The following is a 12,926-nucleotide window of genomic DNA, read 5'->3' on the forward strand; positions in this document are numbered from 1 at the left end:
ACGTGTCTCCTCAGACGCGGCCTTCCAGCATGGCGTAGTAGGCGGGCTGCAGCAGGTAGTCCTTGAGCACCCAGGCCACCCAGGACTCCTCCTTCGGGTCGATGAACGAGAAGGAGGGCAGGAAGGCCATGTCGTTGTCGTAGCCGAACTCCACGAGCATGGCCTTGCCGATATCGGTGATCAGCGGGCAGGAGGTGTAGCCGTTGTGACGCGCGGGCAGCGCCTGGCCCTGGAGCTGGGCCAACAGGTTGGCCTCCACCACCGGTGCCTGGGCCTTGACGCTGGCTGCGGTCTTGTTGATGGGGGCACCGATCACGTCGCCGATGCCGAACACCTCGGGATAGCGGTTGTGCTGCAGGGTGTGGATGTCGGTATCCAGCCACTCGCCGCGGAAGGGACCCTCCCGGGCGATGAGGTCACTCTCGCGGATGAAGTCCGGGGCGCTCATGGGGGGCACCACATGGATGAAGTCATAGTCGACCACCTCGGTCATCTCGCCCTCGCGACCGAATTCCTCCTGGCGAAGCTCGTGATGGGACATGAATTCGCTGGCCGGTCCCACGAAGGTGAACTCTGCCTGGCGAGCCCCGGGGTCGATGGCAGAGAGCCGGTAATGGTGGCGACGCTGGATCCCCTCGTCGTCGAAGCGCCGCTTGAGGAAGTCATCGATCCAGGGCTGGCTGAACATGGCCGTGCCGGGGGTCAGGTAGTCGAGCCGGAAGGCATCGCGCCGCCCGGTCGCCTTGATGCGTGACAGGGTGGTGAAGGCCATCTTGAGCGGCGCGCCGGCGCACTTCACCGGGGTGGGCGCCGCCGTGAAGAGCCCCTGGCCACCGCCTCTGGCGAGCCACTCGTCGATGGCGTCGCGGGTGCGGGTGGCACCCGCGAGGCTGGCATAGACGCTGCCGATGCCGTGGCTGCCGACCAGCTCGGGGGACATGCCGTCGATCAGGTGGTAGTTGAGCTGCAGCCCGGTGGCGACCACCAGGTAGTCGTATTCGGCGACACTGCCGTCGGCCAGGGAGACCCGGCGCTGTTCGGCATCGACGCCGACGGCGGGCTGGCGGATCCAGTCGACCCCGCGGGGCATGAAGTCGGCATTGGGGCGCAGGGTCCTGCCGGGTTGCCAGACGCCGCAGGCGACCAGGGTCCAGCCCGGCTGGTAGTGGTGGGTCTCGCGGGGTTCCACCACCGTGATGCGGGCGCCGGAGAGGCGCGTGGCCAGCCGGTTGGCCATGGCCAAGCCGGCGGCACCGCCGCCGAGGATGAGGATGCGGGCCCGCGTCGGGACCGGGCTGGCCGCGAGGCCAGCCAGGGGCACCAGGCCGGCCGCGCCGACGCCGAGGCCCAGCTTGAGCATCTGGCGACGGTCCATCCGAGGTGGAGCGAGGTGGCGTGTCATGTCAGGACTCCTGCGCACGGGGTTGGCACTTCTGTTATATGTTTATAACTATTAATGGGAAGCATAGCTCTGATCACCGTGCGCATCCTCTCCTGGCATGCGGCAGCTTGACGCAAGTCACGACGCTGGCGGCTTCCTTGGTGAAATCGCTGACATCTGCTCTCCGCTGAGGCGGAAGCGATCTTGATCTCCGTCAAGGCGAACGTGGACGTCCCTGCCATGCTTTCCCCAGGGCCGCGCCATCGGGCGGGCTGTCCCGGGAGGAAGGCATCATGATCACAGGGCGACACCCGTCCAGGCACTGGCGAATCGTGGGAGTGCTGCTTTTGCTCGTTCTGGCGCTGCCGGCGCTGGCGAGCACGGCTGACCACCGTGAGTTCGAGGCGCTCGAGGGGCCCTTCGCCAGCGGCGAGGAGGTCACCGAGGCCTGCCTGGGCTGCCATACCGAGGCGGCCGAGGAGGTGATGCAGACGCGCCACTGGACCTGGGAGTACCACAACCCGGTGGACGGGGAGTTGCTGGGCAAGAAGGGCATGCTCAACGGCTTCTGCATCGCCGACCGCTCCAACGAGGCGTTCTGCCAGTCGTGCCATATCGGCTACGGCTGGAAGGACGAGACCTTCGACTTCACCAACCCCTTCAAGGTGGACTGCCTGGCCTGCCACAACACCGGCGACTACACCAAGGTGGCCGGGCTAGCCGGGCGGCCCGCGGTGGAGCGCACCGAGTATCCGCCGGGCTCCGGCAAGTTCCATGGCCCCACCGACCTGGCCGAGGTCGCCCGCAACGTGGACAAGACCTCCCGGGAGACCTGCGGCAGCTGCCATTTCTACGGCGGCGGCGGTGACGGCGTGAAGCACGGCGACCTCGACTCCTCGCTGGTGGAGGCGAGCCGTGCGCTCGACGTGCACATGGGGCTGGATGGCGGTGACTTCCGCTGCAGCACCTGCCACCAGACCGAGAGCCATGTGGTGCCCGGCAGCCGCATCCAGGTCTCGGCGGTGGACGACAACCGGGCGATACGCCGCGGCGAGCAGACCGACCGCAACCCGGCCACCTGCCAGGCCTGTCATGGCAATGCGCCCCACGAGGAGGGCGCCATGGCCTCGCGCCTCAACGAGCATACCCGGGCACTGGCCTGCCAGACCTGCCATATTCCCGCCTTCGCCCGCGGCGGAGTCCCCACCAAGATGGCCTGGGACTGGTCCACCGGCGGCCAGCTGGACGAGGAGGGCAAGCCGTTCCAGCGCAAGGATGACGACGGCCACGTGATCTACGACAGCAAGAAGGGGGACTTCACCCTCGGCGAGAACGTGGTGCCCGAGTATGTCTGGTTCAACGGCGATGTCACCTTCACCACCACCGAGACCAGGATCGATCCCGACAGCGCCCCGGTGCCCATCAATACCTACCACGGCACGCCTGGCGGGGAGGATTCGCGCATCTGGCCGGTGAAGCTGTTCCACGGCAAGCAGCCCTACGACACCGTGCACGAGACCCTGCTGGTGCCCCACGTGGCGATACCCGACGACACCGCCTTCTGGTTCAACTTCGACTGGGCCAAGGCGCTGGAGGCGGGCACCGAGGCCGCCGGCCAGCCCTTCAGCGGCGAGTACGACTTCGTCGAGACCACCATGCTGTGGCCCATCACCCACATGGTCCCGCCGAGCGAGCAGGCCCTGAAATGCGGCAGCTGCCACGCCGAGGAGGGGCGATTGGCGGGGGTGGAGGGCGTCTGGCTGCCGGGTCGTGATCGCCACGAACTGCTGGACCGTTTCGGCTTCGGCCTGGCCGGACTGATGCTGCTGGGCGTGCTCGGCCACGGGGCCCTGCGCGTCGCGACCCGCAACCGCCGCAAGGAGCACTGACATGAGCCAGCGCGTCTACCTCTTCACCCGCTTCGAGCGCTTCTGGCACTGGGCCCAGGCGGCGCTGGTGCTGGTGCTGCTGTTCAGCGGCTTCGCCATCCGCGGCTACCACGACCTGCTCCACTTCGGCCCCGCGGTGAAGCTTCACGAGACGGCGGCCTGGCTGCTGATCGGGCTCTGGGTGTTCGCCATCTTCTGGCACTTCACCACCGGGCAGTGGCGCCAGTACATCCCCACCCTGGAGCGGATCGGCGCCGTGGCGCGCTTCTACGCCTACGACATCTTCGTCGGCGAGCCCCACCCCTACAGGCAGACCCCGCAGCGCAAGCATAACCCGCTGCAGCGCCTGGCCTACCTGGGAGTGAAGCTCGTGATCAACCCGCTGGTGTGGGTCTCGGGGCTGGCCTACCTGTTCTGGGAGCCGCTGCGTGGGCTGGCCCCGGCCTGGCTGGGGCTGGAGCAGGTGGCCGGGCTTCACGTGCTGGGGGCCTTCCTGATGCTCGCCTTCGTGATCATCCACGTCTACCTGGCCACCGTGGGCCACACGCCCACGGCGCATATCAAGGCGATGATCACCGGCTGGGAGACGCTGCACGACGACGAGGTGATAGAACCACGGCCACGCAAGGGCTGAGGCGCCGGCAGGGGATGAAGGTCGGAAGCGTCGACGGCCACCGCCAAGGCGGTGGCCGTCGCGTCTCGGGAGGAGGGGTGCGCTCAGCCTGCGATGCGCTCGGCGATGGCGCGGCCCATGGCCCCGGTGGTGCCCTGGCCGCCGACGTCCGGCGTCAGCACCGCCTTGTCACCCTCGGCGAGCACCGCCTCGAAGGCATCGACGATGGCCTGGCCGGCCGCCGGGTGGCCCAGGTGCTCGAGCATCATCGCGGCGGACCAGATCTGGCCGATGGGATTGGCGATGCCCTTGCCGGCGATGTCCGGGGCGCTGCCGTGGACCGGCTCGAAGAGGCTCGGGAAGAGGCCGTCCGGGTTGATGTTGGCCGACGGGGCCACGCCGATGGTACCGGTGCAGGCCGGTCCCAGATCGGAGAGGATGTCGCCGAACAGGTTGCTGGCCACCACCACGTCGAACCAGTCGGGATGCATCACGAAGTTGGCGGTGAGAATGTCGATATGGAACTGGTCCACCGATATCTCGGGGTAGTGCGCGCCCATCGCCTTCACGCGCTCGTCCCACCAGGGCATGGTGATGGCGATGCCGTTGGACTTGGTGGCCGAGGTGAGCTTCTTGCGCGGGCGTGACTGGGCCAGCTCATAGGCGTACTTCAGCACCCGGTCGACCCCGGTGCGGGTCATCACGGTCTCCTGGATCACCACCTCGCGCTCGGTGCCCTCGAACATCTTGCCACCGACGCTGGAGTACTCGCCCTCGGTGTTCTCGCGCACCACGTAGAAGTCGATATCGCCGGGTTCGCGGTCCGCCAGCGGGCTCTTCACGCCGGGCAGCAGCTTGCAGGGGCGCAGGTTGACGTACTGGTCGAAGCGACGACGGAACTGCAGCAGCGAGCCCCACAGGGAGATATGATCGGGTACGGTCTCCGGCCAGCCCACGGCCCCGTAGAAGATGGCGTCGGCGTCCTTGAGCTGCTCGAACCAGTCGTCGGGCAGCATCTGGCCGTGCTCGGCGTAGTAGTCGCAGCTGGCGAAGTCGAAGTGCTCGAGGCTCAGGTCGATGCCGAAGCGCTTGGCGGCGGCCTCGAGGGCGCGCAGCCCCTCGGGCATCACCTCCTTGCCGATGCCGTCGCCGGGAATGACGGCGATGCGATGGGTCATGGAACTCCTCCTGGGGGTGCATGGGTCGTGCCTGGCAGTCTAGCCCTGCACGGGGGAAAGATAATCGGGGTACCATTCAACTCATTGTTGAACGAGAGTGGAGAATGGCATGACGCCCCTCGATGACCTGGCCTTCTTCCGCCGCCTGGCCCATGCCGGCAGCCTCACCGCCACCGCCCGCGAACTGGGCTTGTCGCTGTCGGCGGTGAGCAAGCGCCTCAAGCAGCTCGAGGCCCGGCTGGGCGTCGAGCTGGCCAGCCGCACCACCCGGCGCCTGGCGCTGACTGCCGAGGGCGAGCGCTACCTGGCACGGGGCGGGATGATCCTCGAGGAACTCAGCGAGCTCGAGGAGTCCCTCGGCGAGCATCGTGCCGAGCTCTCCGGCCCGCTGCGGGTCAACGCCACCTTCGGCTTCGGCCGCCGCCACGTGGCCCCGCTGCTCTCGGCCTTCTGCCGGGACCATCCCGGCATCGAGGCGAGCCTCGAGCTCTCCGGCTTCCCGCTGAGCCTGGGCGACCAGGCCTTCGACATCGGCATCCGCGTCGGCGAGCCACCGGACTCCCGGCTGGTGGCCCGCCGGATCCTGGCCAACCGTCGCGTGCTCTGCGCCGCCCCCGCCCGGGTGGCGACCCTGCCGACGCTGCGCTCGCCGGCGGACCTCTCGGGGCAGGCGTGCCTGCTGCTGCGCGAGAACGACAGCGACTTCGCGGTGTGGCGCTTCCAGCGCCGCGACGATCCCGGGGTGGAGCAGGCGGTGAAGGTGGCCGGCCCGCTGGCCAGCAACGACGGCGAGGTGGTCATGCGGCTGGCGCTGGAGGGGCACGGCATCGCGCTGCGCTCCTGGTGGGACGTGCACGACCACCTGGCCCGCGGTCGCCTGGTCGAGCTGCTGTCCGACTGGCAGGGAGTGCGCGCCGACTTCCACGCCGTCTATCGCCAGCACCGGCACGTGCCGGCGCGCATCCGCGCCTTCGTCGCCTATCTTGAACAGGAGATGGCCAGCCGGGTGCCTACCCGGCAGAATGGCGCCACCGCCAGCCGAGGAGCCCTGTTGCCGTGAATGTGCTGATGTTCACCAATACCTACCTGCCCATCGTCGGCGGGGTCAGCGAGTCGGTGCAGCGCCTCAAGCACCAGCTGCAGGCCGCCGGCCACCGGGTGCTGGTGGTGGCACCGCGCCTGGAGGGGCAACCCCGGGAGGAGCGCGACGTGGTGCGGGTGGCGGCGGTGCAGCACTTCAACGGCAGCGACTTCTCGCTGCCCGTGCCGATCCCCGGCCAGCTCCATGAGGCGATCGAGACCTTCGAGCCCGATATCGTCCATGCCCACCACCCCTTCCTGCTGGGTGACACGGCCGCCCGGGCGGCGGAGACCTATGGCCTGCCCCTGGTCTTCACCCATCACACCCTCTATGAGCACTACACCCATTACGTGCCCGGCGACTCGCCGCGCATGCAGCGCTTCGCGGTGGCGCTCGCCACCCAGTACACCTGGCTGTGCGACGAGGTGATCGCGCCCAGCGAGAGCATCCAGGACCTGCTGCTCCGGCGCGAGGCCAATCCACGCATCAGCGTGGTGCCGAGCGGCGTGGATACCGCGCGGTTTGCCCTTGGCGACGGTCGGGACTGGCGTGCGCGACTCGGCATCCCTGACGGGGCCTACGTGATCGGCCACCTGGGGCGCCTGGCGCTGGAGAAGAACCTGGCGTTCCTGGCCGGGGCGGTGACGGAGGCGCTGGTCCGCGCATCCGGGGCCCACTTCCTGGTGGTGGGCGAGGGCGAGGCCCGCGGCGACATCCAGGCCATCGCCGAAGCCCGGGGCGTGGCGGGGCGCCTGCATTTCACTGGTCGCCTGCATGGGCAGGCGCTGATCGATGCCTACCATGCCATGGACGTCTTCGCCTTCGCCTCCCACAGCGAGACCCAGGGGATGGTGGTGGCCGAGGCCATGGCGGCCGGCCTGCCCGTGGTGGCCATCGAGGCCTCCGGGGTGCGCGAGGTGGTGGTAGACGGCCGCAACGGGCGGCTGCTTGCCGCGGATGACGTGGACGCCATGGCCGAGGCGCTGGTCACCCTGGCGGATCCCGATGCCCGCCTGTCGCTGGCCGAGGCCGCCCTGGAGACCGCCGCCGGGTACGACGAGCCACGCTGCGCCGAGCGGTGCCTGGCGGTCTATCGCCGCGCCATCTCCCGTGGCGGCCCCTTCACCCACGCCGACGAGGGCGGCTGGGAGCGCGTGCGTCACCGGCTGGGCGCCGAGTGGCAGATGCTTCGCCATCGCGGCCGCCTGTTGCGCCACCTGGTGCAGGAGGAGTGGGAGCAGGAGCGGCCCGCCTGGTGGCCCGGCCATCGCGAGGAGGACGAGCCGGAGCTGCCGCGCAAGTAGCCCCCTCAGCGGGCGCGGCGGCGCCGGTCCGACCAGGCCTTGAGACCCGCCAGCAGGGCGATCCCCGCCAGCAGGCCGCCGGCGGCCCAGAGCAGCTCGCCGCGGTTCTCCGCGGTTGCCAGCTGGCCCAGCTGGCTGCCCAGCAGGGTGACCCCGGCCAGCCCCGGCACGATGCCCAGCAACGAGCCGATCATGTAGTCGCGAAAGCGCAGGCGGAAGGCCCCGGCCATCATGTTGGTCAGGGTGAAGGGTGCCAGCGGCAGCAGGTTGACCAGGGTCATGGTGCGGATGCCGCGCCCCGAGAGGTAGCGCGAGAGGCCGCGCAGGTGCCGGCCGCCATGGCGCATCAGCGCCTTGCGGCCCAGCCGGCGGCCCACCCACCAGGTCAGCATCGAGGCCGCGAGGGTGCCTGCCAGCGCGTAGGCGAAGCCCCACCAGGGGCCGAACAGCAGCCCGGTCAGCGCCACCAGCAGGCTGAGCGGGAACATCACCAGCGACGCCCCGGCGTAGATGGCCATCACCACCGCGACCGCCCAGGGGGCGTCGCGCCAGGCCAGAGAGCCCTGGACCAGGCGCTGCAGCGTGGCGACGGTGAGCAGCTCCTCGCTGGCCAGCCACTGCCAGCCGACGGCCAGGCCGGCGAGCAAGATGAGGGCGATCAGCGGAAGCAAGAGCGGACGGGGCATGCGAGCGAGCGCCTTGGCTGCTGGGGGACGGCTACCGCTGTGGGTAGTCGTCCGGGATCGGGTGGCAAGGTTGAGGTGCCGGTCATCGAGAGAGCATGAAGCGTCGATGCCCGCTCAACATTAAACGCCCAGCCTAACATGCCTCGCGGCACTTCCTGAGCCAGCCGTTGCCTAGCGCAAGAGGCAGGCCTCTCAAGTCCCCTCGGGCTGCCTTCCTGCTCTTGTCATGCCAGGTTCTCCTGCGCCCGGGTCCACTGGTTGCGAAATGCCCTTGAGCGGTTAAGGTCAATGTATGGCGTTCGCCTGCGCCGTTCCCTTCACCGAGGAGAGACACCATGGTCATCTTGACGATCAACGGCAGCGAGCATGAGCTCGATGTGCCCGACAACATGCCGCTGCTCTGGGCACTGCGTGACGTGGCGGGTCTGAGGGGCACCAAGTTCGGTTGCGGCATTGCCGAGTGTGGTGCCTGTACCGTGCACCTGGACGGCGAGGCTACCCGCTCCTGCGTGACGCCGGTCTCCGCTGTTCAGGGCCGTCAGGTGACCACCATCGAGGCCATGGCCGACGATGCCGTGGGCCAGCGCGTGCAGCAGGCCTGGCTGGATCTCGGCGTGGCCCAGTGCGGATACTGCCAGGGTGGCCAGATCATGAACGCCACGGCACTGCTCAAGAGAACGCCGCAACCGGACACCCGGGAAATCGTCGACGCCATGGCCGGTAACCTGTGCCGCTGTGGTACCTACAATCGTATCCTGGCCGCCATTGAACGGGCTGCAGACGAGGAGGCCAGCTCATGAGCCGGTCAGACGATACACTCCTGCTCGCCAACGTCAGCCGCCGCGGTCTCCTGAAGGGGCTGGCCGGGGGCTCGGCCCTCCTGCTGGCAGCCCGCTGGGACCTGGGGCTGGCCAATGAACAGGCCCAGTTCGGGGCCGGCGCCATGCCCGGTGGCTGGGTGGACAACCCGAACGTGTTCATTCACATCGATCCCGATGGCCTGGTCACCATCATCAACAACCGTGCCGAGATGGGCCAGGGAATCCGCACGAGCCTGGTGATGGTGGCCGCCGACGAGCTGGGCGCGGACTGGGACCAGGTTCGGGCCGAGCAGGCGAATGCGGACCAGGACAAGTACGGCAACCAGAATACCGATGGCTCCCGCAGCATGCGCCACTGGTATCAGCCCATGCGACGTGCGGCCGCCGCTGCCAGGCTGATGCTCGAGCAGGCTGCGGCCAACCGGTGGGATGTCCCCGTTCACGAGGTGCGGGCCGGGATCCACAAGGTGGTGCACTCGGCCTCGGGTCGGGAGCTTGGTTTCGGAGAGCTGGCGGAGTCGGCGAGGGAGCTGGATGTGCCGGGCAGGGATGCCCTGGTGCTGAAATCCGACAGCGAACTGCGCTTCATCGGCAAGGAGTCCGGCCTGATCAATGGCGAGCTGAAATCCGCCTATCCCAAGGCCATAGACGGTGAAGACATTGTCACCGGCAGGGCCATATTCGGCGCGGATGTGGATCTGGAGGACACCCTCTACGCGGTCGTGGCCCGTCCACCCGTCTACGGCGCCAAGGTGAAAAGCGTCGATGACAGCGACGCGCTCGACGTCACCGGTGTCAGGAAGGTGGTCCACATTGAAGGCACGGGGCAGCCTGCCGCCTTCAACCCGCTGGGTGGCATTGCCGTGGTGGCGTCCAACACCTGGGCCGCCATGGAGGGCCGCAGGGCCCTGAAGATCGAGTGGGACACGGCGGCCGCCGGGGACAATGCCGGCTACACGTCCGAGGCCTACCGGGAATCCCTGGAGAAGGCGGCGCAATCCCCCGGCAAGGTCATCCGCCAGTCCGGCGATGTCGAGGCCGCCCTGGAAGCCGCCGACAGGCGGGTATCCGCTACCTATTACATGCCCCACATGGCACAGGCCCCCATGGAGCCGCCGGTGGCGGTGGTGAGGATCCGGGATGGCAAGGCGGAGGCCTGGGCGCCGGTCCAGAACCCCAGGGCGACCCGTGAGGGCATCGCGGGGCTGCTGGAGATGGACCTGGAGAATGTCACCGTCCATCAGACCCTGCTGGGCGGCGGTTTCGGGCGCAAGTCGAAGCCGGATTTCGTGATGGAGGCGGCCCGAGTGGCCAAGGCATTCGAGGGACAGCCCATCAAGCTGCAGTGGTCCCGGGAAGACGATATCCAGCATGCCTACTTCCACGCCGTCTCCGTCGATCATCTCGAAGCCGGCCTCGACGCCGATGGCAAGGCGACCAGCTGGCGTCACCGGACCCTGTCTCCCAGCATCGCCTCCCTCTTTGCCCCGGACCCCAGGCACAAGGGGGAATTCGAGCTGGGCATGGGCTTCAATACCATGCCGTTCAGTATTCCCGCCATTCGCCTGGAGAATCCGCCTGCCCCGGCCCATGTCCGCATCGGCTGGTTCCGCTCGGTCTACAACCTGCCCCATGCCTGGGCCATCCAGAGCTTTGCCCATGAGATGGCCGTGGCGGCCGGGAAGGACCATCGGGACTTCGTGCTGGACCTGCTGGGGCCGGACCGGGAAGTGCACAACCTGACCGTGGGTGACGGCTGGAATTACGGCGAGGATCCGGACCTGTATCCGATCGATGTGGCCCGCATGCGCCGAGTCATCGAGCGGGCCACTGAAGAGGCCGGCTGGGGGCGCGAGACCGGGAAGGGGCGAGGCCTGGGCCTGGCCTTCCATCACAGCTTTGTCTCCTACACCGCCATCGTCTTTGACGTCGAGGTGAGTGAGGCGGGTGAACTGACCATTCATCGCGCGGACATTGCCTTCGACTGCGGGCCTCAGGCCAATCCGGAGCGAATCCGGTCGCAGATGGAGGGCTCCTGCGTGATGGGCATCGGTATTGCCCTGCAGAGCGAGGTGACCTTCGAGGATGGCGTGGCCCAGCAGGACAACTTCGACAGCTATCTGATCCCCCGGATGCCGAACGCGCCCAGGGTCGTCCGCGTCCACCTGATCGACAACCCGAACGACGCCATGGGTGGGGTGGGTGAGCCGGGCTTGCCGCCCGTCGCGCCGGCCCTGTGCAATGCCATCTTCGCCGCCACCGGCAAGCGCATCCGGCGCCTGCCGGTCGGTGATCAGCTGGCGAGCTGAGGATGCGCCATCTCGACCTGCAGGTGGTCGACCAGGCACTGTCCTGGCTGCGCGAGGGTCGACGGATCTGGCTCTGCACCGTGCTTGCCACCTTCGGCTCCTCGCCCCGCGAGCCGGGTTCGCTGCTGGTGGCCAGGGGGGACGGCCGGCATGTCGGGTCGCTCTCCGGGGGCTGTGTCGAGGAGGACTTCCTCGCCCGCCTCCGCGACGGCGAGTTCGATGGGGGGCTGCAGACCCTGCGCTACGGTGATCCCGAGGGTCCAGGCGGTCCGCGCATCAGCCTGCCCTGTGGCGGCATCCTCGATGTGCTGATCGAGCCCCTGGAATCCGATGCTGCCACCCTGACTCACCTGGAGGTGATGCAGGCGACCCTGCTCGGCCAGCGACCTCTGGTGCGCCGGGTCGACCTGGCCAGCGGCCGGTTACAGTTCGTCGAGGATGACGGCCTGGGGCCTCGTGTCGTAGAGGATCGTGGGGCAGGGGAGGTGAGCCTGCGCATCGGTCCCGCGGCGCGGCTGATCCTTGCCGGTATCTCGCCGGTGGCCGATGCCTGCGCCGAATTCGCGCGTCCCCTGGGCTTCGAGGTGATCGCCTGCGATCCCCGCGAGGAGGCGCGGGCGCAATTCCACGTCGAGGGCGTCGAGGTGCAATCGGTGCTGCCCTCGACCTTTATCGCCTCGGGCGCCTGCCATGCCGCCACCGCGGTAGTGGCGTTGACCCATGATCCGCGCATCGATGACCTGGCGATGATCGAAGCGGTTCGCACCCCCGCCTTCTATATCGGCGTGATGGGATCGCAACGGACCTCGACAGTGCGTGCCGAGCGCCTGCGCCGCTCGGGCGGCCTGAGCGAGGAGGAGCTGGGGCGGATACGCATGCCGATCGGCCTGGCGCTGGGCAGCAAGACGCCGGCCGAGATCGCCCTGGCTGTGATGGCCGATATCGTCCGCGTCCAGCGGGGGCGCTCCCGTGAGTCCCTCTGAGGCAGCGATCCCCATTGGCGAGATGCCGCCCGTCCGGGTCGTGGCCCTGGTCATGGCGGCCGGGCGCTCACGCCGTTTCGGTGCCACCGACAAGCGCTGCGCGAGCCTGGCCGATAGTCGCCCCCTGCTGGCGAGTGCCGTCGAGCGGGCCGCCGGGGCCTTCGACGACTGCTATGTGGTGCTGCGCGAGGACGACGACCCCGAGGCACTCGGCCTCTTGCCCGACACACGCCTGATACGTGCCGTGCATGCCGACCGGGGGCTGGGCAGCAGTCTCGCCGAGGCCGTCGGCGTGCTGGATGCCTTGTCCGGCGCGGAGGCGGTCGCGGTGCTGCTGGGCGACATGCCGGACATCGCCCCGGCCACCCTGGCCTCGCTGGGCCGGGCGGCACGCCGGGACACGGTTCTCTGTCCGGTCCACGGTGGACGGCCTGGCCATCCGGTGCTGTTCGGCCGGGCGCTATGGCCCGAGCTTGCCGCGCTGCGGGGCGACCGGGGGGCTCGCGAGGTGGTACACCGCCATGCCTCGCGGCTTCACCTGATCCATGTCGAGGATCCTGGTATCCACCGTGATGTGGACACGCTCGCTGATCTCGACTCGCGGCAGGGGGCTATCCGACCCGGCGGGAGCGGGCCAGGGGGCGAACGAGGCGTTACGCCCTGATCACCTCAGCCCCGGTG

General features: G+C 68.7%; 11 protein-coding genes. 8 read left to right on the plus strand and 3 right to left on the minus strand.

The window, feature by feature from the left end; translation table 11 throughout:
• Positions 1 to 10: 10 nt before the first annotated feature.
• The gene (locus P8934_RS03070; protein WP_278032874.1) at positions 11 to 1,402 is read right to left on the minus strand and encodes an FAD/NAD(P)-binding oxidoreductase; all 1,392 of its coding nucleotides are present in this window, start codon (positions 1,400 to 1,402) and stop codon (positions 11 to 13) included.
• Between the two features lie 272 nt (positions 1,403 to 1,674).
• Here P8934_RS03070 and P8934_RS03075 point away from each other — a divergent pair, with 272 nt between their 5' ends.
• A complete protein-coding gene (locus tag P8934_RS03075; protein ID WP_278032875.1) occupies positions 1,675 to 3,270 on the plus strand; it encodes a tetrathionate reductase family octaheme c-type cytochrome in 1,596 nt (531 codons plus the stop codon).
• A 1-nt stretch (position 3,271) separates the two neighbouring features.
• Entirely contained in the window at positions 3,272 to 3,904 is a 633-nt protein-coding gene (locus P8934_RS03080; protein ID WP_278032876.1) for a cytochrome b/b6 domain-containing protein, read from the plus strand.
• A gap of 83 nt (positions 3,905 to 3,987) precedes the next feature.
• Here P8934_RS03080 and P8934_RS03085 read toward each other — a convergent pair whose 3' ends face one another.
• Positions 3,988 to 5,061, minus strand: a complete 1,074-nt coding sequence (locus P8934_RS03085) for a tartrate dehydrogenase (RefSeq protein ID WP_278032877.1) — start codon at positions 5,059 to 5,061, stop codon at positions 3,988 to 3,990.
• Between the two features lie 109 nt (positions 5,062 to 5,170).
• On the opposite strand from P8934_RS03085, the gene P8934_RS03090 reads away from it, so the two are divergent.
• Positions 5,171 to 6,121: a LysR family transcriptional regulator gene (locus tag P8934_RS03090; protein WP_278032878.1), complete on the plus strand. Its 951-nt coding sequence runs from the start codon at positions 5,171 to 5,173 to the stop codon at positions 6,119 to 6,121.
• Positions 6,118 to 7,446 carry a glycosyltransferase gene (locus tag P8934_RS03095; protein ID WP_278032879.1) on the plus strand — a complete coding sequence of 443 codons (1,329 nt, stop codon included), beginning with the start codon at positions 6,118 to 6,120 and terminating at the stop codon, positions 7,444 to 7,446. Before P8934_RS03090 ends, P8934_RS03095 begins: the two co-directional genes overlap by 4 nt.
• 5 nt (positions 7,447 to 7,451) lie before the next feature.
• On the opposite strand, the gene P8934_RS03100 is transcribed toward P8934_RS03095, so the two are convergent.
• On the minus strand, positions 7,452 to 8,132 hold the full coding sequence (locus tag P8934_RS03100) for a TVP38/TMEM64 family protein (RefSeq protein WP_278032880.1): 681 nt from the start codon (positions 8,130 to 8,132) through the stop codon (positions 7,452 to 7,454).
• 335 nt (positions 8,133 to 8,467) lie between these two features.
• Between P8934_RS03100 and P8934_RS03105 the strand changes: the two genes are divergently transcribed.
• From P8934_RS03105 to P8934_RS03120, 4 genes are read left to right on the plus strand one after another with little or no spacing between them, the layout of a single operon-like run.
• Positions 8,468 to 8,932, plus strand: coding sequence for a (2Fe-2S)-binding protein (locus P8934_RS03105; RefSeq protein WP_278032881.1), 465 nt, complete (start codon positions 8,468 to 8,470; stop codon positions 8,930 to 8,932).
• On the plus strand, positions 8,929 to 11,262 hold the full coding sequence (locus P8934_RS03110) for a molybdopterin cofactor-binding domain-containing protein (protein ID WP_278032882.1): 2,334 nt from the start codon (positions 8,929 to 8,931) through the stop codon (positions 11,260 to 11,262). Before P8934_RS03105 ends, P8934_RS03110 begins: the two co-directional genes overlap by 4 nt.
• A gap of 2 nt (positions 11,263 to 11,264) precedes the next feature.
• A complete protein-coding gene (locus P8934_RS03115) occupies positions 11,265 to 12,245 on the plus strand; it encodes an XdhC family protein (protein ID WP_278032883.1) in 981 nt (326 codons plus the stop codon).
• On the plus strand, positions 12,232 to 12,909 hold the full coding sequence (locus P8934_RS03120) for a nucleotidyltransferase family protein (RefSeq protein ID WP_278032884.1): 678 nt from the start codon (positions 12,232 to 12,234) through the stop codon (positions 12,907 to 12,909). The genes P8934_RS03115 and P8934_RS03120 overlap by 14 nt, the downstream gene beginning before the upstream one ends.
• The last annotated feature ends 17 nt before the right edge of the window (positions 12,910 to 12,926 follow it).

Source organism: Halomonas sp. CKK8, from assembly GCF_029625235.1.
GTDB lineage: Bacteria > Pseudomonadota > Gammaproteobacteria > Pseudomonadales > Halomonadaceae > Halomonas > Halomonas ventosae.

What these genes read in the sequence shown, in the direction of transcription:
- P8934_RS03070 (WP_278032874.1), bottom strand. Translation starts at nt 1,402, where the DNA reads ATGACACGCCACCTCGCTCCACCTCGGATGGACCGTCGCCAGATGCTC.
- P8934_RS03075 (WP_278032875.1), top strand. Translation starts at nt 1,675, where the DNA reads ATGATCACAGGGCGACACCCGTCCAGGCACTGGCGAATCGTGGGAGTG.
- P8934_RS03080 (WP_278032876.1), top strand. Translation starts at nt 3,272, where the DNA reads ATGAGCCAGCGCGTCTACCTCTTCACCCGCTTCGAGCGCTTCTGGCAC.
- P8934_RS03085 (WP_278032877.1), bottom strand. Translation starts at nt 5,061, where the DNA reads ATGACCCATCGCATCGCCGTCATTCCCGGCGACGGCATCGGCAAGGAG.
- P8934_RS03090 (WP_278032878.1), top strand. Translation starts at nt 5,171, where the DNA reads ATGACGCCCCTCGATGACCTGGCCTTCTTCCGCCGCCTGGCCCATGCC.
- P8934_RS03100 (WP_278032880.1), bottom strand. Translation starts at nt 8,132, where the DNA reads ATGCCCCGTCCGCTCTTGCTTCCGCTGATCGCCCTCATCTTGCTCGCC.
- P8934_RS03105 (WP_278032881.1), top strand. Translation starts at nt 8,468, where the DNA reads ATGGTCATCTTGACGATCAACGGCAGCGAGCATGAGCTCGATGTGCCC.
- P8934_RS03110 (WP_278032882.1), top strand. Translation starts at nt 8,929, where the DNA reads ATGAGCCGGTCAGACGATACACTCCTGCTCGCCAACGTCAGCCGCCGC.
- P8934_RS03115 (WP_278032883.1), top strand. Translation starts at nt 11,265, where the DNA reads ATGCGCCATCTCGACCTGCAGGTGGTCGACCAGGCACTGTCCTGGCTG.